14 protein-coding genes, 1 rRNA gene and 1 riboswitch (1 of these 16 only partly in view) are annotated in these 20,016 nt (G+C 64.4%); of the genes, 7 read left to right on the top strand and 8 right to left on the bottom strand.

Annotation, left to right across the window (positions count from 1 at the left end):
- The first annotated feature begins 26 nt into the window (after window positions 1–26).
- Window positions 27–800 (top strand): lysophospholipid acyltransferase family protein, encoded by a 774-nt coding sequence (locus C7G42_RS12860; RefSeq protein WP_106949326.1) that lies wholly within the window; start codon window positions 27–29, stop codon window positions 798–800.
- Here C7G42_RS12860 and C7G42_RS12855 read toward each other — a convergent pair.
- Window positions 797–1,405 (bottom strand): gamma-glutamylcyclotransferase, encoded by a 609-nt coding sequence (locus tag C7G42_RS12855; RefSeq protein WP_199580873.1) that lies wholly within the window; start codon window positions 1,403–1,405, stop codon window positions 797–799. The genes C7G42_RS12860 and C7G42_RS12855 overlap by 4 nt on opposite strands.
- Window positions 1,406–1,515: 110 nt before the next feature.
- Here C7G42_RS12855 and C7G42_RS12850 point away from each other — a divergent pair, with 110 nt between their 5' ends.
- Window positions 1,516–2,700, top strand: a complete 1,185-nt coding sequence (locus tag C7G42_RS12850) for a DUF2125 domain-containing protein (RefSeq protein WP_106949324.1) — start codon at window positions 1,516–1,518, stop codon at window positions 2,698–2,700.
- A 62-nt stretch (window positions 2,701–2,762) separates the two neighbouring features.
- Here the strand turns inward: C7G42_RS12850 and C7G42_RS12845 are convergent, their stop codons facing one another.
- From C7G42_RS12845 to C7G42_RS12835, 3 genes are read right to left on the bottom strand one after another with little or no spacing between them, the layout of a single operon-like run.
- Complete coding sequence (locus C7G42_RS12845; protein WP_106949323.1) at window positions 2,763–3,698, bottom strand: prephenate/arogenate dehydrogenase family protein; 936 nt, start codon at window positions 3,696–3,698, stop codon at window positions 2,763–2,765.
- Entirely contained in the window at window positions 3,695–4,792 is a 1,098-nt protein-coding gene (gene hisC, locus C7G42_RS12840) for a histidinol-phosphate transaminase (protein WP_106949322.1), read from the bottom strand. Before hisC ends, C7G42_RS12845 begins: the two co-directional genes overlap by 4 nt.
- A 36-nt stretch (window positions 4,793–4,828) precedes the next feature.
- On the bottom strand, window positions 4,829–5,677 hold the full coding sequence (locus C7G42_RS12835; RefSeq protein WP_094973254.1) for a chorismate mutase: 849 nt from the start codon (window positions 5,675–5,677) through the stop codon (window positions 4,829–4,831).
- Between the two features lie 157 nt (window positions 5,678–5,834).
- Window positions 5,835–5,914: riboswitch (SAM riboswitch) on the top strand.
- 91 nt (window positions 5,915–6,005) lie between these two features.
- On the opposite strand from C7G42_RS12835, the gene metX reads away from it, so the two are divergent.
- Together metX and metW are read left to right on the top strand one after the other, a co-directional pair.
- Window positions 6,006–7,202, top strand: coding sequence for a homoserine O-acetyltransferase MetX (gene metX / locus C7G42_RS12830; protein WP_106949714.1), 1,197 nt, complete (start codon window positions 6,006–6,008; stop codon window positions 7,200–7,202).
- Between the two features lies 1 nt (window position 7,203).
- Window positions 7,204–7,866, top strand: coding sequence for a methionine biosynthesis protein MetW (metW, locus tag C7G42_RS12825; protein ID WP_199580872.1), 663 nt, complete (start codon window positions 7,204–7,206; stop codon window positions 7,864–7,866).
- Window positions 7,867–8,011: 145 nt separating this feature from the next.
- On the opposite strand, the gene C7G42_RS12820 is transcribed toward metW, so the two are convergent.
- Window positions 8,012–8,875: an alpha/beta fold hydrolase gene (locus tag C7G42_RS12820; RefSeq protein WP_106949320.1), complete on the bottom strand. Its 864-nt coding sequence runs from the start codon at window positions 8,873–8,875 to the stop codon at window positions 8,012–8,014.
- A 214-nt stretch (window positions 8,876–9,089) separates the two neighbouring features.
- Between C7G42_RS12820 and C7G42_RS12815 the strand changes: the two genes are divergently transcribed.
- Complete coding sequence (locus C7G42_RS12815) at window positions 9,090–9,911, top strand: TIGR02594 family protein (RefSeq protein WP_106949319.1); 822 nt, start codon at window positions 9,090–9,092, stop codon at window positions 9,909–9,911.
- A gap of 126 nt (window positions 9,912–10,037) precedes the next feature.
- Here the strand turns inward: C7G42_RS12815 and C7G42_RS12810 are convergent, their stop codons facing one another.
- Window positions 10,038–10,826 (bottom strand): MOSC domain-containing protein, encoded by a 789-nt coding sequence (locus C7G42_RS12810; protein WP_106949318.1) that lies wholly within the window; start codon window positions 10,824–10,826, stop codon window positions 10,038–10,040.
- A 242-nt stretch (window positions 10,827–11,068) separates the two neighbouring features.
- Between C7G42_RS12810 and clpB the strand changes: the two genes are divergently transcribed.
- A complete protein-coding gene (gene clpB, locus C7G42_RS12805; RefSeq protein WP_106949317.1) occupies window positions 11,069–13,708 on the top strand; it encodes an ATP-dependent chaperone ClpB in 2,640 nt (879 codons plus the stop codon).
- A gap of 162 nt (window positions 13,709–13,870) precedes the next feature.
- Here the strand turns inward: clpB and C7G42_RS12800 are convergent, their stop codons facing one another.
- A complete protein-coding gene (locus C7G42_RS12800; RefSeq protein WP_106949316.1) occupies window positions 13,871–15,490 on the bottom strand; it encodes an NHL repeat-containing protein in 1,620 nt (539 codons plus the stop codon).
- Window positions 15,491–15,635: 145 nt separating this feature from the next.
- Window positions 15,636–17,702, bottom strand: coding sequence for a M23 family metallopeptidase (locus C7G42_RS12795; RefSeq protein ID WP_106949315.1), 2,067 nt, complete (start codon window positions 17,700–17,702; stop codon window positions 15,636–15,638).
- A gap of 1,156 nt (window positions 17,703–18,858) precedes the next feature.
- Between C7G42_RS12795 and C7G42_RS12790 the strand changes: the two genes are divergently transcribed.
- Window positions 18,859–20,016: ribosomal RNA gene (locus C7G42_RS12790) — 16S ribosomal RNA — on the top strand (it continues 331 nt past the right edge of the window).

The raw sequence follows: 20,016 nt of genomic DNA, 5'->3' as shown, positions 1-20,016 counted from the left end.
TGATCGGCAAATTAATCGGATCGTCGATGTTCCTGATTTTCCTGCGCTCGCTCGTGTTCAACGTGCTGTTCTACGCCGTGCTGGTGTGCCTCGCGATCGTGGCGCTGCCGACCTTCCTGCTGCCGCCGCGCGCTATGCTGACGGTCGCGCAATGGTGGGCGAAGGCGACGCTGGTCCTGATGCGCGTGGTCTGCAACATCAAGGTCGAATTCCGCGGTGTCGAGAACATCCCGCAGGGGCCGCTGGTGATCGCGGCGAAGCACCAGTCGTTCTGGGAGACGTTCGTGCTGCCCGGGTTCTTCAATCGTCCGATCTTCATCCTCAAGCGTCAGCTCATGCAGATCCCGGTGTTCGGTCAGTTCCTGGTCAAGACCGGGATGATCGCGATCGACCGCAAGGCCGGCGTGAAGGCGCTGCTGGACATGACGCGGCGGGCGCGCGAGGCGGTGCGCAGTGGGAAACAGCTCGTGATCTTTCCGGAAGGCACGCGCCGCGCGCCGGGCGCGCCGCCCGACTACAAGACCGGCTTTGCGCAGATCTATTCGTCCTGCGGCGTGCCGTGCCTGCCGATCGCGCTCAACTCCGGCCTGTTCTGGCCGCGCCGCACCTTCATGCGCTATCCCGGCACGCTCGTGGTGGAATTCCTCGATCCGCTGCCGTCGGGCCTGCCGAAGGACGAGTTTCTCTCTCGTGTGCAAACGGCGATCGAAGAGGCAACCAGCCGCCTCGTCGAGGCCGGCCGCAAGGAGCAGGAGCAATTGATCGGCGCCTCGCCGAGTTACGCGCCGTCGGAGAGCTAGCGGCCGTCTCGATCGTCGGGAGCCGGCGCGTGCAGCGAATGCGCATCGCCATGCAGCATGGTCGCGAGCTGATGCAGTTGCGTATCGCGAAAGCCTTCGGCCTCGATCGCCTTCACAGTGGCGGTGACGTAGTCGCGGTTGGCGCCGGACTGGCCGTGGCCCTGGACGACGTGGCGGTGCTGCTCGGCGAGCGAGAGGCGGCCGGCATATTGCACATGGCCGCGGTCGACGACATAGGCGAGCGCAGGGACGCGCTGGCGCGCATCGTTCTCCAGCCAGACCGAGCGCATCACCTCGCGATAGACCGAGGTGACCTGCTCGCGCGCGCGCAAATACGCGACGACGTCGGCGCGGTTCTTTTCAGCGACGCGAAAGGCGATGCCGCGGCAGGCGCCGCCGCGGTCGAGCCCGAGCACCAGGCCCGGTTTCTCCGGCGTCCCGCGATGCACGAAGGAATAGACGCAGAGCGCGCGGTGCTCGCCGACCAGCCGTGCCGGAACGCGTTCCTCGAACTCGAAGCCCGGCCGCCACATCAGCGAACCATAGCCGAACACCCAGAGGTCGCCCGTGGCTTTGGTGACGGAGGGGAGGGTGATTTCGGACATTTCGGGCACGGCTACCAGAACCGCGCTCCCAAGCGAAGCGGATTCTCCGCCTTTCGTCGCAGCCGAACCTCGCTTACATTTGCCATCATCTGGGGTCAAAGGGTCGCCGCATGTCCGATATGACCGTTTCCGCAGGCCGGCGCTCCCGTTGGGGCCTTTTCATCGCCCCCGTCCTCGTCCTGATCCTTGCCGTCGCCTGGAGCTGCTTCTGGTTCTATGCGGCCTCGCAGGCCGAAGTGGCCGCCGACGCTTGGCGGGCGCAGGAGGCCAAGGCCGGCCGCATCTATGACTGCGCCAAGCGCTCGATCGCCGGCTTCCCGTTCCGCTTCGAGGTCCAGTGCTCCGGCGCCAGCGTCTCGCTGGTGTCGCAGAACGCGAGCAAGACGCCGTTCACGGCCAAGCTCGACAACATCCTGGTCGTCGCCCAGGTCTACGATCCCAAGCTCGTCATCGCCGAATTCTCCGCGCCCGCGACGCTGACCGATGGCGTCACGCAAAACACCTTCGTGGTGAACTGGAGCAAGGGCCGGAGCAGCGTGGTCGGCCTGCCGGCCATCCCGGACCGCGCCTCGCTCGTGTTCGATGACCCAAGTCTCAATCGTCTCGACGGCAGCGTGCAGGTGCCGCTCGCACGCGCCAAGCAGGTCGAGCTGCACGGGCGCCTCGCGGACGGCTCGCCAGCCGATCATCCTGTGATCGAGACCGTGCTCCATGTCGCGCAGGGCAGCATCCAGGGCGTTCATCCCTTGCTCGCCGAGCCGTTCGAGGCCGACACGCGCGCGAAGATCACCGGCCTGTCCGACCTCACGCCAAAGCCCTGGCCGCAGCGCTTCCGCGAGATCCAGGCCGCCGGCGGCCACATCGAGATCGTGCAGTCGCGGATCCAGCAGGGCGAAATGATCGCGGTCGCTGCCGGCACGCTCGGCCTCTCGGCCAACGGCCGGCTCGACGGCGAATTGCAGATGACGGTGACCGGCCTCGAACGCGTGATCCCGGCGCTCGGCATCGAGAAGATGCTGGAGGAGGGCGTGCCGCAGGCCACGCTCGACCGCGTCGCGCCCGGCGTGAAGTCGCAGGACCTGAACAATCTGTTCGGTGCGCTCGATCGCGCCGTTCCCGGTCTCGGCAAGGTCATCAAGCAGAACGCCAATGCCGGCGTCGCTGCCGGCATCAACTCGATCGGTACCGAGAGCACGCTGGAAGGCAAGAAGGCGCGCAGCTTCCCGCTGAAATTCGTTGACGGCGCCGTGCTGCTAGGCCCGGTCAAGGTCGGCCAGATCCCGCCGCTGTATTGAGAGCAGGGGCCGATCACACGCGCCGTCGTCAAGCCCGGTCATGACGGAGAGTGCGGAAAAAGCTACGGCTTCTTCAGCGCGCCGTGCTGGCGGCCGAAATCCGCCGCCGCCGAATCCTGGCCGATCTCGACGATTCCGCGGCGGATGGCACGGGTGCGGGTGAAATGGTCGAACAGCGCTTCGCCGTCGCCGCGCCGGATCGCGCGGGTGAGTTTTGAAAGGTCCTCGGTGAAAGTGCCGAGCATCTCCAGCACGGCTTCCTTGTTGGCGAGGAAGACGTCGCGCCACATCGTCGGGTCGGAGGCCGCGATGCGGGTGAAATCGCGAAAACCTCCGGCCGAGAACTTGATCACTTCGGATTCCGTCACCTGCGCCAGCTCGTCGGCGGTACCGACGATGGTGTAGGCGATCAGATGCGGCAGATGGCTGGTGATCGCGAGCACGAGATCGTGATGATCCGGCGTCATCACCTCGACCTTGGCGCCCATCGCCGCCCAGAATGCGCGCAGGCGATCGGTGGCGGCCGCATCGACGCCTTCCGGCGGGGTGAGGATGCACCAGCGGTTGATGAACAGCTCGGCGAAGCCCGAATCCGGTCCCGAATGCTCGGTGCCAGCGACAGGATGCGCCGGCACGAAATGAACCGTCTTCGGCAGATGCGGCGCCATGTCCCTGACGATGGCGCCCTTGACCGAGCCGACGTCGGACACGATCGCACCGGGCTTCAGGTGCGCGGCAATCTCCTGCGCCACCGGCCCGCAGGCGCCGACGGGAATGCAGAGGATGACGAGATCGGCATCCTTCACGGCGTCCGCATTGGTCGCCACGACCTGGTCGACGATGCCGAGCTCCATCACCCGCGCGCGGGTCTTTTCCGATCGCGCGGTGGTGACGATCTCGCCGGCCAGGCCCTGGAGCTTCGCAGCGCGCGCGATCGAGCCGCCGATCAGGCCGAAGCCGATCAGCGCGACGCGCTGGAAGTGCGGTGCGCTGCTCATTTGCCTGCCATGAAGTCGCGCAGGCCCTCGACGACGAGGCGGTTGGCCTCCTCGGTGCCGATGGTCATGCGCAGCGAATGCGGCAGGCCGTAGTTCTTCAGGCCGCGCAGCACCAGGCCGCGCTTGGTCAGGAACGCGTCGGCCTCGTCGGCGGTCTTGCCCTTGTCGGTCGGGAAGTGGATCAGCACGAAATTGGCGACGCTCGGCGTTAGCTTCAGCCCGAGCTTGCCGATCTCCTCGGTCAGCCAGTTGCGCCAGGTCTCGGTGAACTGCTTCGACATCGCCTGGTGCGCAGTGTCCTCGATCGCTGCGACCGCGGCATACATCGCCGGCGTCGACACGTTGAAGGGACCCCGGATGCGATTGACCGCGTCGATGATGTGCTCGGGACCGAACATCCAGCCGATGCGCAGTGCGGCAAGGCCGTGGATCTTCGAGAAGGTGTGGGTTACCACCGTGTTCTCGGTGGTGGCGACCAGCTCGATCCCCATCTCGTAGTCGTTGCGCGAGACGTAATCGGAATAGGCGGCGTCGAGCACCAGCAGCACGTGCGAGGGAAGGCCGGCCCGCAGCCGCTTGACCTCGTCGAACGGAATATAGGTCCCGGTCGGATTGTTGGGGTTGGCGAGCCAGACCAGCTTCGTCTTCGGCGTCACCGCCTTGAGAATGGCGTCGACGTCGCAGGTGAGGTCCTTTTCGGCCGCGACGACGTTCTTGGCGCCGACCGCCATGGTCGCGATCGGGTAGACCAGGAAGCCGTGCGTGGTGGAGATCGCCTCGTCGCCGTGGCTGAGATAGGTGTGGGCGAGCAGATTGAGGATCTCGTCCGAGCCGGCGCCGCAGATGATGCGGTTGGGATCGAGCCCGAAGGAGCGGCCGATCGCCTCGCGCAGCACCCGCGAGGTCCCTTCCGGATAGTCTTCCAGATGATCCGCCACGTTCTTGAACGCCTCGATCGCCTTGGGCGAGGGCCCGAACGGCGTCTCGTTGGCGGAGAGCTTGAACACCTTGCGGCCCGGCTCGGCGACCGGGCTCTTGCCGGGCGTGTAGGGCGCAATATCGAGAATGCCGGGATTCGGCACGGGGCGTGACATCTTGAACTCCGAAAATGGCGGGGCGCGGCGCGTGACTTACGATTTCGCCCCGGTCGGGGGCACCGTATAGCGCGTTGCGTGGCTGCCGACGAGGGCCGTGGAGCGCACCGAGGCCCCCGCCTCGATCAGGGCAGCCCTGATTTTGTCGATGCTGGTCGCGCTCGTGACCGAGACCAGCAGCGCCGCGCCGTCGAAGGCGGTATCGGGCACCGCCACGATCTCGGCGAGCGGGGACAGAGCGCGCGCGACCTCGGCGTTCCACCCCGAGACGCGGACGCTGAAGGTCTCGACCTCGGTTACCAGGGCGCTGTCGGGGACGCGCGAGATGGCGAACACCGGCAATGCGGCCGGATGGTCGGCCCGCTCGACGAAGGGCATGCGCGCGATGATCTTCGGCGCGCCTTTTTCCTCAAGCGAGAGCCACCACGGCGTGCGGCTCGAGGTCGCCGAGACCAGCGCCAGGTCGCCCTTGGATTTCGCCACCGCCTCGACCGCGGCCTGCGCGCTGAAATGCGCGACGTAAGGGACCGTGAAACCAAAATGGAAGCGCGCGGAATCGCGCATCGCGGGCTCGCTCACGGAGATGTCGGCATGCACGGAGAACGGCGCCTGCACGTAAGTGAACGTCGAGATGATGACGCGCCAGATGCTCTCGACCGTGTCGAGCGGCAGGATGCCGCGATGACGTTGCACGAGGTCTCGCATCATGGCGGCCTCGCGCGCCGGGCGGAACGCCGAGCCGACCTCCTGGGTCTGCTTCACCTGGATCAGGCGGTCGATGATGTCGCCACGCTGCATCAACAGGCGATGCATGCCGTCGTCGATCGCGTCGATCTCCTTGCGCAGTTCCTGCAGCGATGGTGGCGCGGGCGGAATTTGGGACATGTCTGGCTGTCGATTGTTCCGATGGGGAATGCCCTGATTAGGCAGTCGGGGCCGCGAAAGCAAAGAGAAATGACGCTTCTTTCCGCCGAAGGCGGAGCAGGCGATTTTGGTCGATCCGGGCCGCGACTTGACGAAAACCGCCCAAGACGGTAGCTTTTGCTCGTTCCGTGGTCATTTGAGCCGGCCGGCTTGCAGCCACGTTAAAAAACTCGCTAAACAGGCCGGGGACGTTTTCGATCCCGGCCGAACCTATCGTTCAGGCCGGGTTTTTCATGGCCTGATTTCAAATGCGGTCTCGAGCCTGACCGCAAACGAGGTCGATGGTCAGATGGGTGACGTCAAGTCGATACCGAGTCCTGCGATCAGCGCCGACGAGCGGTCGCATGAGGTGGATCATCCAAGCTCGCAGGTCGCGCATTTCGGCGCCGAGCAGCCGCTGCGGCTCGATTGCGGCGTCGATCTCACCCCGTTCCAGATCGCCTACCAGACCTATGGCGAACTCAACGCCGATCGCTCCAACGCGGTGCTGATCTGCCATGCGCTGACCGGCGATCAGCATGTCGCCAATGTGCACCCCGTCACCGGCAAGCCCGGCTGGTGGGAGACGCTGGTCGGTCCCGGCCGCCCCATCGATCCCAAGCACTACTTCATCATCTGCTCCAACGTGATCGGCGGCTGCATGGGCTCGACCGGGCCGGCGTCGATCAATCCCGCCACCGGCAAGGTCTGGGGCCTGGCATTTCCCGTGATCACCATCCCCGACATGGTGCGCGCGCAGGCCATGCTGATCGACCGGCTCGGCATCGACACGCTGTTCGCGGTGGTCGGCGGCTCGATGGGCGGCATGCAGGTGCTGCAATGGACCGCGGCCTATCCTGCTCGCGTGTTTTCCGCGCTGGCGATTGCCTGCGCGACGCGGCACTCGGCGCAGAACATCGCCTTCCACGAGCTCGGCCGTCAGGCCGTGATGGCCGATCCCGACTGGCACGGCGGCGGCTATGCCGATCGGGGCATCCATCCGCATCGCGGGCTGGCGGTGGCGCGGATGGCCGCTCACATCACCTATCTCTCCGACGCCGCGCTGCATCGCAAGTTCGGCCGGCGCATGCAGGACCGTGAGCTGCCGACCTTCTCGTTCGACGCCGACTTCCAGGTCGAGTCCTATCTGCGCTACCAGGGCTCGTCCTTTGTCGAGCGCTTCGACGCCAACTCCTATCTCTATCTGACGCGCGCGATGGATTACTTCGACATCGCCGCCGACCATGGCGGCGTGCTCGCGAAGGCGTTTGCGGACATCAAGACCCGCTTCTGCGTTGTCTCCTTCACCAGCGACTGGCTGTTCCCGACCTCGGAATCGCGCGCGCTGGTGCACGCGCTGAATGCGTCGAGCGCGCGGGTGTCGTTCGCCGAGATCGAGACCGATCGCGGCCACGACGCCTTCCTGCTCGACGTGCCCGAATTCCTCGATATCTCCCGCGCTTTCCTGCAATCGGCAGGCAAGGCGCGCGGACTGAAGGATGGCTAGCATGTCCGTGCAGGAAGTATTGCCGCTGGGCGGCGTCGCGACCGGGCAGTCCGGCGATTTTCGCGCCGATCATCGGCTGGTGGCCGAGATGGTCAAGCCCGGCTCGAAAGTGCTCGACGTCGGCTGCGGCGAGGGCGATCTGCTTCAATTGCTGGAAACCCGCGGCATCGACGGCCGCGGCATCGAGCTGTCGCGCGAGGGCGTCAACCGCTGTGTCGCCAAGGGGCTGGCGGTGGTGCAGGGCGATGCCGACACCGACCTCGTCAACTATCCCGACGATGCGTTCGACTACGTGATCCTGTCGCAGACGCTGCAGGCGACCCGGCAGCCGCGCGTGGTGCTGGAAAATCTGCTGCGCATCGGCCGCCGCGCCATCGTCTCGTTCCCGAATTTCGGCTTCTGGAAGATGCGGCTCCAACTCCTGATCGGCGGCCACATGCCGCGCACCGAGAATCTGCCGGCGACCTGGTACGACACCGCCAACATCCATTTCTGCACCATCAAGGATTTCGTCGAACTCTGCGACGCAATCAACGTCAAGATGGAGCGTTCGGTGGCGCTCGATCTCTACGGCCGCCCGATCCCGCTGAATCTGCCCTGGTGGGTGTGGAACATGTTCGGCGAGCAGGGCGTGTTTCTGCTGAGCAGGGGCGGGGGGAAGTAGTCTCTGGTCCGTGTGCTCTGGATAGTCAACTCAGCTCTATCTTCGTCATTGCGAGCGTAGCGAAGCAATCCAGTGTCTTTCTGCGGGGGGATTCTGGATTGCTTTGCTACGCTCGCAATGACGGAATATGCGATTGCGCCTCGTCCTAATGCGCGGCCAGCGACCGCGGATCGCGCACCGGCCAACGCCCGGCTTCCACCAGCGTCACGAACCGCGCTACTGTCTCGTTGAACAGTGCGGGCTCTTCGAGGTTGAGCACATGGCCCGACTTCGGAAACATCGCGAGCCCGGCCGCAGGCAGATGCTGCTTCAGGAACAGGCTCGGTCCGACGCAGGGATCGTCCTCGTCACCGCAGACGATCAGCGCCGGCGTGGACGCTTTCTTGATCGCATCCGTCATCGTGTAGATCGAGGGGCGGCCGCCCTGGAAGCCACGCATCGTGTTTGCCGATCCCTTGGAATCGTGCCGAGCCAGCCCGGCGTAGAAATCGGCATGGCCGCGGGGGTCCTTCACCAGGAAGGGAATCCGGCTCGGCGCCTCGCGCGTGACTTTCGCGACCTCGGCGGAGCCCAGCGTCTCGAACTGCTCGGCGTTGGCGCGGCACTGCTTGCGCCAGGCGTCCAGATTCTCGAGCTCGGAGCCGGAGCCGACGCCGGCCAGCGTCATCGACAGCGCGCGCTGCGGCGCGTTGAGCCCGATCTGGAGCGAGGAGTAGGCGCCCATCGACAGGCCGACCAGATGCGCGCGCTCGATCTTGAGATGGTCGAGCACCGCGAGCGCATCGGTGTAGAAATGCGTGTAGCTGTAGACCTCGCCATCTGGCACGTCCGACGGCGTGTAGCCGCGCGCCGAATAGGTGATGCAGCGGTGGCCGCGCGAGAAGTAGCGCATCTGCGGCTCCCAATTGGTGTGGTCGGCCGCGAACTCGTGCAGAAAAATGATCGGCGTTCCCTGGCCCGCTTCTTCGAAATAGATACGGACGTCGTCCCTGGTCGTGGCGTGGGGCATTAACCGTTTCCCTCTCTTGAAGCCGCCTTTGCAGGATCGCAGTTAATGCCGTTGTCCGCAATGCGGCAGCCTCGATCCAGTGTCGGCACAAAGTCATCGCAGCTATTCACGGGCGCGTCGTCTTTTTCTCGCCACATCCGGCGGCTTAACGGCCAAAGCGATGTCGGCCGTTGCACGGGCCGATTGGAAGCGGGGTGTCAACGAAGGATGAAGAATGTTTGAGTTGTTTGCGTCTCGCCTGTCGCGTTGTGTTGTCGCGCTGGCGATCTTGTCCGCGGCGGTTGCCGCGTTTTCCTCTCCGGTCTCGGCACGGCCGTATCGTCATAGCGCAGAGCGGCACGCTCACGCGCATCACGCCAGATATCATCATCACTACCGCCACCATGCACGCAGCTCGCGCTTTGAGCGCGGTGCGGCGCAATTGCAGGCGAGCGGATTCGCCGACACCCAGGCCAGCTACGATCCGAACGCCAACAGCGGCGGCATGGGTGGCATGCGCTACGTGGGCGGTGGAGACATGGGCTTTGGCGGAAACATGAGCCGCCCTGGCAACATGAGCCGCCCTGGCAACATGAGCCGCGCCGGCAATATGAGCCGTGCCGTCAACAAGAGCTATGCCGTGAACAAAAACGGCGCCGGCGATATGGGCAACGCCAGCAACATGAGCATGAGCAGCGGCTTCGGCGGGGGATCAGGCCTCGTGTCCGAGGCGCGCCGCTATGTCGGCGGCAATCCGACCGGCCGCGGTAGCCTGTGGTGCGCGCGCTTCATGAACATGGTGCTGGAGAAAACCGGCCACCGCGGCACCGGATCTGACATGGCGAACTCGTTCGCGCATTACGGCACGCGTGTCTCCGGCCCGCAGGTAGGTGCCATCGCGGTGATGTCGCGGGGGCGCCGGGGCGGTCACGTCGGCATCATCACCGGCGTCGACGCGCAGGGCAATCCGATCATGATCTCCGGCAACAACGGCAATCGCGTCCGCGAAGCCCCGGTCTCGCGCGGCCGGATCTATGCGTATGTGATGCCGAATTGAGGTAACGACGGCGACGGTGCCGTAGGGTGGGCAAAGCGAAGCGTGCCCACGGCTTCTATCAACTCAGAGAAAGTGGTGGGCACGGCGCAAGTGCGCCTTTGCCCACCCTGCAGCAGCGTTGCTCGCTCACACCAATCTCGGCTGTTCGACCGCGATCGCATCACCCACGCCGATGTCGCCACCCTCGATCACCTCGGCATAGATGCCGCAATCCATGTGGCCGAGGTTGCGCGAGAGTGTCGGCGGGATTTCGAGATCGCGCTTGGCCGTCACCGGGTCGACGTTGGTGGCCGGGCAGCGAACGATACGCTTGACCACCTTCAGCCGTGCCGCGCCGATCGCCAGCGTCTGGCCGACGAGTTCGAGCTCGGACCAGGCCGGCCAGCCCTTCAGGTAGAGATTGGCGCGAAAGCGCAGCGGATGCACGGCAGTGCCGCCCAGCATGGTCTCGATGGCGCGGACGCTGCCGAGATTGATGATGGAGACCACCTTGCGGGCGACGTCGGAAAAACTGTGGTCGCGGCCTGACAGCAGCTTCGGCGGCCCCTTCAGCTCCGGCTGAAAATTCTCCGCGAAGTACCTCTCGATGGCGGCGCGTCCGGCCGCGGTCTCAAGGTCGCCGCTGGCGACGGTCTGGCCGTCGCGGCGAATGGTCAAGACATTGGTGGCGTCGTCGAACCGGCTGTCGAGGGCCGCCAGCCGCTCATTGCGCGCCAGCATCAGGAACTGGATTTTCGGCTTCCACTGCGGCTGTTCGGGATCGAACCCGCTCGGGCCGTTCTCGATGGCGTAGCGACGGTCGGCGGGCAGGGTCTGGCCGGTCCGCAAGAGGACGCGGGTCAAAGGCTCTGGCGTCAGGCCCTTGATGGGGTAGCGGTAAAGGCCGGTGATTTCGGCGGTCTGGCTGGCTGTCATGACGCTACTTAGGGGATTCGGCCAGGCGGCGCCAAGCAGGAGGATCAGCGCACGAAATTGTGAAGTCGCCTCTTCCGATCCAAGGCCACGCTTCCCACATCTGGGTCAGGCCGACGCCAGCGCCGGCTGCTAACGACCGATGTCGGTTGAGGAATGTCAACGCGGCAAGCGGAAACCCAATGAAGATGCCGCTAGGAGTGCCTTTGAGGGCTCCGAGGGCAGGCCGAGGGAAAGACAACGAAATGAACATCGACAAGTATACCGAACGCTCCAGGGGCTTCATCCAGTCCGCGCAGTCGCTCGCGATGCGCGAGGGGCACCAGCAGTTTTCGACCCTGCACCTCCTCAAGGTACTTCTCGACGACAGCGAGGGACTGGCCGGCGGTCTGATCGACCGCGCCGGCGGCAATTCTCGCGCAATCCTGAAGGCGACCGAGGACGCCCTCGGCAAGGTGCCGAAGGTCTCCGGCGGCGGCGCCGGCCAGATCTATCTGGCGCCCGAACTCGCCCGCACTTTTGATGCCGCCGAAAAGGCCGGCGAGAAGGCCGGCGACAGCTTCGTCACGGTCGAGCGGCTGCTGCTCGGCCTGACGCTGGAAAAGACCAGCGAGGCCGGCGCAATCCTCGCCAAGGGCGGCGTCACCCCGCAAAATCTCAATGCCGCGATCGAGGCGCTGCGCAAGGGCCGCACGGCCGACTCGGCCACCGCCGAGAACGCCTATGACGCGCTGAAGAAATATGCCCGCGACCTGACCCAGGCTGCGCGCGACGGCAAGCTCGATCCGGTCATCGGCCGCGACGAAGAGATCCGCCGCACCATCCAGGTGCTGTCGCGCCGGACCAAGAACAATCCCGTCCTGATCGGCGAACCCGGCGTCGGCAAGACCGCCATCGCCGAGGGCCTCGCGCTGCGCATCGTCAACGGCGACGTGCCGGAGAGCCTGAAGGACAAGAAGCTGCTCTCGCTCGATCTCGGTTCGCTGATCGCGGGTGCAAAATACCGCGGCGAGTTCGAGGAAAGGCTGAAGGCCGTGCTGCAGGAGGTGACCGGGAGCGAGGGCACCTTCATCCTGTTCATCGACGAGATGCACACGCTGATCGGCGCCGGCAAGGGCGACGGCGCGATGGACGCCTCCAACCTGCTCAAGCCCGCGCTTGCGCGCGGCGAGCTGCACTGCATCGGCGCGACCACGCTCGACGAGTACCAGAAGCACGTCGAGAAGGACGCTGCGCTGGCGCGGCGGTTCCAGCCAATCTTCGTCAGCGAGCCCTCGGTCGAGGACACCATCTCGATCCTGCGCGGCCTGAAGGACAAGTACGAGCAGCATCATGGCGTGCGGATCACCGATTCCGCGCTCGTGGCGTCGGCGACGCTATCCAACCGCTACATCACCGACCGTTTCCTGCCCGACAAGGCGATCGACCTCATGGACGAAGCCGCGGCGCGGCTGAAGATGCAGGTCGATTCCAAGCCGGAAGAGCTCGATTCGATGGATCGGGAAATCATTCGGCTGAAGATCGAACAGGAAGCATTGAAGAAGGAGAGCGATGCCGGTTCGAAGAGCCGCCTGCAGACGCTGGAGAAGGAACTGGCCGACCTCGAAGAGAAGTCCGCGGCGCTGACGGCACGCTGGAGTGCGGAGAAGAACAAGCTCTCCGACGCCCAGAAGCTGAAGGCCGAGCTCGACGGCTTGCGGGTCGAGCTTGCCAACGCCCAGCGGCGCGGTGAATTCCAAAAAGCCGGCGAGCTGGCCTATGGCCGGATCCCCGAGCTCGAGAAGCAGCTTGCCGACATCGAGGCCAAGGAGAACTCCGGCGAGATGATGGAGGAGGCGGTCACCGCCAACCACATCGCGCAGGTGGTCTCGCGCTGGACCGGCGTGCCCGTCGACAAGATGCTGGAGGGCGAGAAAGACAAGCTCCTGAAGATGGAGGACTCCCTCGGCAAGCGCGTCGTCGGACAGGCCGAAGCCGTGCATGCGGTTGCGACCGCCGTGCGCCGTTCGCGCGCGGGCCTGCAGGACCCGAACCGGCCGATGGGCTCGTTCATGTTCCTGGGCCCCACCGGCGTCGGCAAGACCGAACTGACCAAGGCGCTCGCGGAGTACCTCTTCAACGACGAGACCGCGATGGTCCGCCTCGACATGTCCGAGTACATGGAGAAGCACTCGGTCTCCCGGCTGATCGGCGCGCCTCCGGGCTATGTCGGCTATGACGAGGGCGGCGCGCTCACCGAAGCGGTGCGGCGCCGGCCTTACCAGGTCGTGCTGTTCGACGAGATCGAGAAGGCGCATCCCGATGTCTTCAACGTGCTGTTGCAGGTGCTCGACGACGGCCGCCTGACAGACGGCCAGGGACGTACCGTCGATTTTCGCAATACGCTGATCATCATGACCTCGAACCTCGGTTCCGAATTCCTGGTGAATCAACCCGAGGGCGAAGACACCTCAGCCGTGCGTGAGCAGGTGATGGGAATGGTGCGCGGGCATTTCCGTCCCGAGTTCCTCAACCGCGTCGACGAGATCATCCTGTTCCACCGCTTGCAGCGGAGCGAGATGGGGCGGATCGTCGAGATCCAGTTCGCGCGGCTGCAGAAGCTGCTGACCGATCGCAAGATCGTGCTGACGCTCGACGCCGCCGGTCGCGACTGGCTCGCCGCCAAGGGCTGGGATCCCGCCTATGGCGCAAGGCCGCTGAAGCGCGTGATCCAGCGCCATGTCCAGGACCCGCTCGCCGAGATGATCCTGGCCGGCGACGTCAGGGACGGCGACAGTGTCGCGATCTCGTCCGAAGGCAACGTGCTGACCTTCAACGGCAAGGCCCCGCAGATCGCGGAGATCGCCCAGTTCGAGGCACCGCCAGCGAAGCGAAAGCTGAACTGAACGCTGGCGGTCGAAGCCTGAAAAGATAAAACGCCCCGGAGAGGTCAGCCTCTCCGGGACTTTTTTGATCACGTCCGCCGGGTCCAAATCACGGTCGCGGAAGCGAAGCTCCTCCGGAAATGATGCGCTCATCCCGGTTAGGCTGATCGGAGCGACTACGCGCTACTTCTTCACTACCTTGTAAATTGCGTTTTCGATATCCGACGAGAAATAGATCACGCCTGAAGCCCCCATGCCGACGCCTGTCGGAATGTTGGTCGGCAATCCGCCCGGCGCGCCCGCGAGGCCGATCGGGAGATTGGCGGCGATCTCGGTGATCTTGCCGCTGTCCGGCTCGACTGCGATCAGCCGCTTGGCGCCGACTTCCGCGACGATCAGCATGCCGTCGCTGCCGCGCGCGATGCCCTCCGGCATCTTCAGCTCCCTGGCGACCACGGTCTTTTCACCGTTGCTGTCGATCCGGGACACCGTGCCCGCAAACGCCTCGGTGATGTAGACCTCGTCGGTCTTGCCACGGACAAGCCCGACGGGGCCCTCGAGGTTGCCAATCAGCGTGGTGCGATCCTTGCCGTGCTCGCCGCTCACCTTGACCAGCGACTTGGTGCCGAGCTCGGCGACCAGGATGGTGCCGTCGGCGAGCACGATCGCGTCGTGCGGCGCCTTGAAGCCGTGCAGCATGTCGCGGGTGGCGCCGGTCTTGGCGTCGATCACCTGCACCGTGCCGGTGAACCAGCTCGACAGCACCACGTCGTTGCCTCGCGCCGTCGCGCTCATCGGATATTCGAGCGTGATGCCGGCGGCGTGCATGCGAGCCTTCTCGGTGACCTCGCCGGTCGCACCGTCCAACGTGCGATAGGCGAACACGTCGGCGACGTGGATCGTATCCTTGCCGCTCTCCGAGGTGACGCCGATGCCGCCGGGCAAAGCGAGCTTGCCGATGATGATCTGCCTGGCCTGGCCGGTCGCGGGATCGACCTCCTGGATGCCGTTGTCGGCCATGTTGGAGACGAAGATGCGGTCCTTGTCGTCGATGGCGAGATTGTCGAGCGACGGCTTCAGCTGCGCGACCATGGTCTTGGCGCCCGATTTGGGATCGACCCGGACGAGCTGGCCGAGCGCGGTGTCGACCACCCACAGATTGCCCTTGGAATCGAAGTTCGCCGCGGCCGGGATCTTGAAGCCGTCGGCGACGACGGTCAGCTCGGCTTTGTCGACGTCGACTTTTGCGACCTGGCCCTTGAACCAGAGCGGACCGTACAGCCTGTCGTCGGGACCGAACTCGAAGCCGTTGAGGCCGCCCATCTTCTCCATGATCTGGCGCGGCGGTTTCACGCCCTCGACGTCGATCTCGTAGAGCGTGTCGCCGAGGAAAACGGTCGTGGCGTAGAGCCTGCCGTCCTTGCGGAAGGCGAGGGAGTTGATGCCGGGAAGGCCGCTGGCGAGCTTCTTGATCGGGCCGTCGCCCTTGCGCGCATAGAGATCGCCGGTCAGGAATCCGGTCCAGGCCATGGTGCCGTCGGGCGCGAACGCGATGTCGTCGGCCATTCCGACCGGAGAAGGGATTGCAACCTTGGCGGTACCGCCGGATATGTCGACCTCGTAGAGCGCCGCGCCGGCGACGCTGCCGGCGAACAGATGGCCGGCCTTGTCGATGCCGAGCCCGTGCACGCCATGGAATGCCGAGCCCTGGACCAGCTTGCTGACCTCCCAGGTCTCGGCCGATACGCTCGTGGTGGCAAAAAAAGCTGCGACGAATGCTGCGCAGGCGAGCCTGTCGTTCATGGCGAGACCTCCCGTTTTTTGGAAAGTATTCGCCCCTGATGCGGCTTTGGCAAACGAAACTTTAAATTGAGACGCCGCGACGCGGGCCTCGCGAGAACGCCGAGTTTGGATCGCATCTGGATGTCAGGCCGATGCCTGCCGGTTGCTACTGCCGGTTGCTGACCTGCAAGGGGCCGCCGGTCGCATCCGACATCCGCGCGATCGCGCCGCCGCGGCCGCTCATCATGCTGTCGAGCCGGTCGCGCTCCTTCTCGAAGCCCGCCAGCACCGGGCCTTCCAGCGAACGGCCGCGCGGCAACTTTACGCGCAGCGGATCGACGAAGCGGCCGTTGACCAGGATTTCGTAGTGGACGTGCGGGCCCGTCGATTGGCCGGTCGAGCCGACGAAGCCGATCACCTGGCCCTGCCGCACCTTCTTGCCCGGCTCCATGCCCTTGGCAAACGCCGACATGTGGCCGTAGGCCGTCTCGTAGCCGTTGGAATGCTTGATGCGGATATATTTGCCGTAGCCGCCTTCGGGGCCGGCCTTCTCGATCACGCCGTTGCCGGAGGCGAAGATCGGCGTGCCGTAAGAAGTGGCCCAGTCGACGCCGGTGTGCATCTTCACATAGCCGAGGATCGGGTGGCGGCGGCCGCCGAAGCCCGAGCGCATGATGGCGTTGTTGACGGGCTTCCTCACCAGGAATTTCTTCGCGCTCTTGCCGGTCTCGTCATAGTAGTCGACGACGCCATCGTCGGGGCTCTGGTAGCGATAGTATCTCTTGGTCTCGCCGCCGACGGTGAGGGAGGCGAACAGCACATCGTTCTTTTCGCTCGAGGTCACGCCCTCGTCTTCGCCGGCGTAGAACACGTCGAAGGAATCGCCCGGCTGCACCTTGCGCTGGAAATCGACGTCGTAGGAGTAGATCTTGATCATGTCGTCGATGACGGGCATCGGCACTTTGTTGCGCATCGCGGTCTCGTAGATGCTCTGGTAGAGCCGCACGCCGGTGCCGTCGTCATCATCGTCGTCTTCGCTGCTGGCGCTGGCCGCGGCGTCGGCGACGGTGTTCATGCTGGAGACGTCGACCGCGACGTATTTGCCGAGATCGGACAGCGCCGCGATCGCCTCGACCATGGTTTCGTTTGCAACCACGACGCGATAGGGCTGGAGGCGGGCGCCGGGGCTCGCCGGCGCCATCAGGATGCGGAGCTTCTCGCCTTCCTTGAGGCCGCCGTCGCGGCCGCGGGGGCCGAGCGTCGCGGCGATCGCCTTGATTTCCTCGGCCGTCGCGCCGAGATCGCGCAGCACCGAGGTGACGCTGTCGCCCTTCTTGACCAGATGGACGCGTTCGCCATTGGGATTGCCGCCGGTGATCTGCTCCTTGGTCTTGGGCAGCAGCGTCACGTTTTCCGGCACCACGCGGGTCTCGAAGCCGGCATAGGGATCGGACGGCGAGGCTTCGGCGGCGTAGGCGCTTCTCATGTCGGAAGGGCCGGTCGCGCCCGAGATGTCGGCGGCGGCATTGGCGAGCGAGGCGTAGCGCACCCCGCCATTGCCGCGCCAGTTGGCGGCGTCGCGCACCCGCATCAGGATGTCGTCGAGCGCCACCACGGCGGAAATCTTGGCCTTCGGCAGCACCGCCGAAAGGTCCTTGGTGACGAAGGAGACTTCCGCGTCGGGCTCGACGGCTTCCGGATTGTTAGGGTCCTCGGCAGCCGTCTTCGGATCGGAGCCGACGTCGGTGAGCAGGCGCTGGGCGTTGAACGGCGGGATCTTCGCCGACAGGTCGCTCGTGGTCATCGACAGATTGCCGGCGATCCGCACGAAGGGACGCACCCGCATCACGTCGCGGTTGCCGACACGAGCGACGGTGGAGACGCGCACGATGTTGCGGGACGCCGTGGATTCACTCGGTGGCGGCAGGCGATCGCTCTTGTGCAGCGTGGCGGCGCGATCGGCGGCGCCGAATGCACCGCGCAGCGCGCCCTCGACCCGCTCCGGCACCTTGGCGAAGGTCATCTCGCCGTCGAGCGATGCGAAAACGGCGCCGCCGATCAGGGCTGCGCCGCAAAGTCCGGTCAAAATTGTCCCGCTGAACCATTGCACCGAGACGCGGCGGCGATCGATCACGGCGGCCTCGGAACCATCGACGGACAGCGGCGGCTCGTGGCCGAGATCGATGATCCCGGTCTCACGCCCGTAAGCGCCGCGTGATGTCCTGTGGTTCACTCAAGTCCCCCAATCAACGACCCAAGAAGCCCGGTTCGAACCCTGTCCCTGGCCGCCCTCTTGAAGGGGGATAGCCGGGAAAAGGCAAGCCGCGCAGGCGTTCGCGCTCAGAAGGCCCCGCGAAGGGCCCGGCCGAAATTACGAACAGCTGTGCGGAAAAAGCTCTCTCGATGTCTCTCGAATGTCGGAAGAAGGCCGCGTCATCTGCAAGATCGCCTTCCTCTGACCCCATGAAAACCGCCGACAGCCCCCACTGGCATCCCTGCGATTCAAGCTCGTCTCTTATCAGAACGCCGCGGGATTGTGGCTCAAGTACGGCGCCTGTCATGGAAAAAGTTTCCTGAACGTCCTGGGGGCAGGGGCCCTTCCGAGAGGGCGCCGTAAGCCGCGTCCTACCGAAAAACTACGGCGAGCCGCCTTCGAGCCTCCCCAGCGATCCGTGCCGGATATCCAGCCCAAGCATCCTGTCCAAGTCGCCGACCCGCGCGCAAGCCACTGGCCAGACCGTATCCCCCGGGGCTTTTCGGGTCGCTCCCCGCGCCTGCCTCCACACCCCCTCCCGGGGCGGCTCCGGAGCCCCCTGGGCCCCAAACTTTTTTCAACTTTTTTCACCGACCCGATCGGATTGGCGCATTTGCCGTCCTTGTAACCGCCTGGAAACGCGGCGTTTTTCGCGACAATCCACCGTGCGACGATTTGTTGACATTGGGCGTTGACAATCCCGAGGGCGGGGGCCTATAACCCGACCACTGAGCGCGGCGCCGCCGGGTCACTGACCAAGGCGAGCGAACGCGCCACTGATGCTCCTCACCTCGTTGAGTGCACAACAGCCGACACAAATCGGTTGGAGTTCATTCGTCGTCGGTAAGGGTGTCGGAACCCTTCCACTCTGGAAGGTTGGGGCCTCTTGGTCCCGGGCTGTTTGACAAGTGAAGATGAAGAAAGAGAAACGTGGACGGCGGAGTCCTTGCGCCTCTCGGACATTGAAGAGCTTCGGCTTTTGAATTCTGAGAGGGGACGAAAGACTTCGGCGGTACACGTTTTCAAGGAAACACCATCGTTGCCCGCGATGTGAATCGCAGGCAGCACATCGACTTCGGTCGATAATGGTGGGACCTCGTCAAACGTTGTGATCAGCCGGTTCAAAGTTCAAGTCCAACTTGAGAGTTTGATCCTGGCTCAGAGCGAACGCTGGCGGCAGGCTTAACACATGCAAGTCGAGCGGGCGTAGCAATACGTCAGCGGCAGACGGGTGAGTAACGCGTGGGAACATACCTTTTGGTTCGGAACAACACAGGGAAACTTGTGCTAATACCGGATAAGCCCTTACGGGGAAAGATTTATCGCCGAAAGATTGGCCCGCGTCTGATTAGCTAGTTGGTGAGGTAATGGCTCACCAAGGCGACGATCAGTAGCTGGTCTGAGAGGATGATCAGCCACATTGGGACTGAGACACGGCCCAAACTCCTACGGGAGGCAGCAGTGGGGAATATTGGACAATGGGGGCAACCCTGATCCAGCCATGCCGCGTGAGTGATGAAGGCCCTAGGGTTGTAAAGCTCTTTTGTGCGGGAAGATAATGACGGTACCGCAAGAATAAGCCCCGGCTAACTTCGTGCCAGCAGCCGCGGTAATACGAAGGGGGCTAGCGTTGCTCGGAATCACTGGGCGTAAAGGGTGCGTAGGCGGGTCTTTAAGTCAGGGGTGAAATCCTGGAGCTCAACTCCAGAACTGCCTTTGATACTGAAGATCTTGAGTTCGGGAGAGGTGAGTGGAACTGCGAGTGTAGAGGTGAAATTCGTAGATATTCGCAAGAACACCAGTGGCGAAGGCGGCTCACTGGCCCGATACTGACGCTGAGGCACGAAAGCGTGGGGAGCAAACAGGATTAGATACCCTGGTAGTCCACGCCGTAAACGATGAATGCCAGCCGTTAGTGGGTTTACTCACTAGTGGCGCAGCTAACGCTTTAAGCATTCCGCCTGGGGAGTACGGTCGCAAGATTAAAACTCAAAGGAATTGACGGGGGCCCGCACAAGCGGTGGAGCATGTGGTTTAATTCGACGCAACGCGCAGAACCTTACCAGCCCTTGACATGTTCAGGACCGGTCGCAGAGATGTGACCTTCTCTTCGGAGCCTGGAGCACAGGTGCTGCATGGCTGTCGTCAGCTCGTGTCGTGAGATGTTGGGTTAAGTCCCGCAACGAGCGCAACCCCCGTCCTTAGTTGCTACCATTTAGTTGAGCACTCTAAGGAGACTGCCGGTGATAAGCCGCGAGGAAGGTGGGGATGACGTCAAGTCCTCATGGCCCTT

The sequence above is a fragment of the Bradyrhizobium sp. MOS003 genome, assembly GCF_003020125.1.
Lineage (GTDB): Bacteria > Pseudomonadota > Alphaproteobacteria > Rhizobiales > Xanthobacteraceae > Bradyrhizobium.
The sequence above is the reverse complement of the archived record's forward strand: the minus strand, read 5'-3'. Positions and strand labels throughout refer to the sequence as shown.

Bases quoted from the DNA above. Each gene is read 5' to 3' on its own strand.
- metW (WP_199580872.1), top strand. From the start codon at position 7,204: ATGTCCGTGCAGGAAGTATTGCCGCTGGGCGGCGTCGCGACCGGGCAG.
- C7G42_RS12800 (WP_106949316.1), bottom strand. From the start codon at position 15,490: ATGAACGACAGGCTCGCCTGCGCAGCATTCGTCGCAGCTTTTTTTGCC.
- C7G42_RS12820 (WP_106949320.1), bottom strand. From the start codon at position 8,875: ATGCCCCACGCCACGACCAGGGACGACGTCCGTATCTATTTCGAAGAA.
- hisC (WP_106949322.1), bottom strand. From the start codon at position 4,792: ATGTCACGCCCCGTGCCGAATCCCGGCATTCTCGATATTGCGCCCTAC.
- C7G42_RS12845 (WP_106949323.1), bottom strand. From the start codon at position 3,698: ATGAGCAGCGCACCGCACTTCCAGCGCGTCGCGCTGATCGGCTTCGGC.
- clpB (WP_106949317.1), top strand. From the start codon at position 11,069: ATGAACATCGACAAGTATACCGAACGCTCCAGGGGCTTCATCCAGTCC.
- C7G42_RS12835 (WP_094973254.1), bottom strand. From the start codon at position 5,677: ATGTCCCAAATTCCGCCCGCGCCACCATCGCTGCAGGAACTGCGCAAG.
- metX (WP_106949714.1), top strand. From the start codon at position 6,006: ATGGGTGACGTCAAGTCGATACCGAGTCCTGCGATCAGCGCCGACGAG.
- C7G42_RS12815 (WP_106949319.1), top strand. From the start codon at position 9,090: ATGTTTGAGTTGTTTGCGTCTCGCCTGTCGCGTTGTGTTGTCGCGCTG.
- C7G42_RS12810 (WP_106949318.1), bottom strand. From the start codon at position 10,826: ATGACAGCCAGCCAGACCGCCGAAATCACCGGCCTTTACCGCTACCCC.
- C7G42_RS12855 (WP_199580873.1), bottom strand. From the start codon at position 1,405: ATGTCCGAAATCACCCTCCCCTCCGTCACCAAAGCCACGGGCGACCTC.
- C7G42_RS12850 (WP_106949324.1), top strand. From the start codon at position 1,516: ATGTCCGATATGACCGTTTCCGCAGGCCGGCGCTCCCGTTGGGGCCTT.
- C7G42_RS12860 (WP_106949326.1), top strand. From the start codon at position 27: ATGTTCCTGATTTTCCTGCGCTCGCTCGTGTTCAACGTGCTGTTCTAC.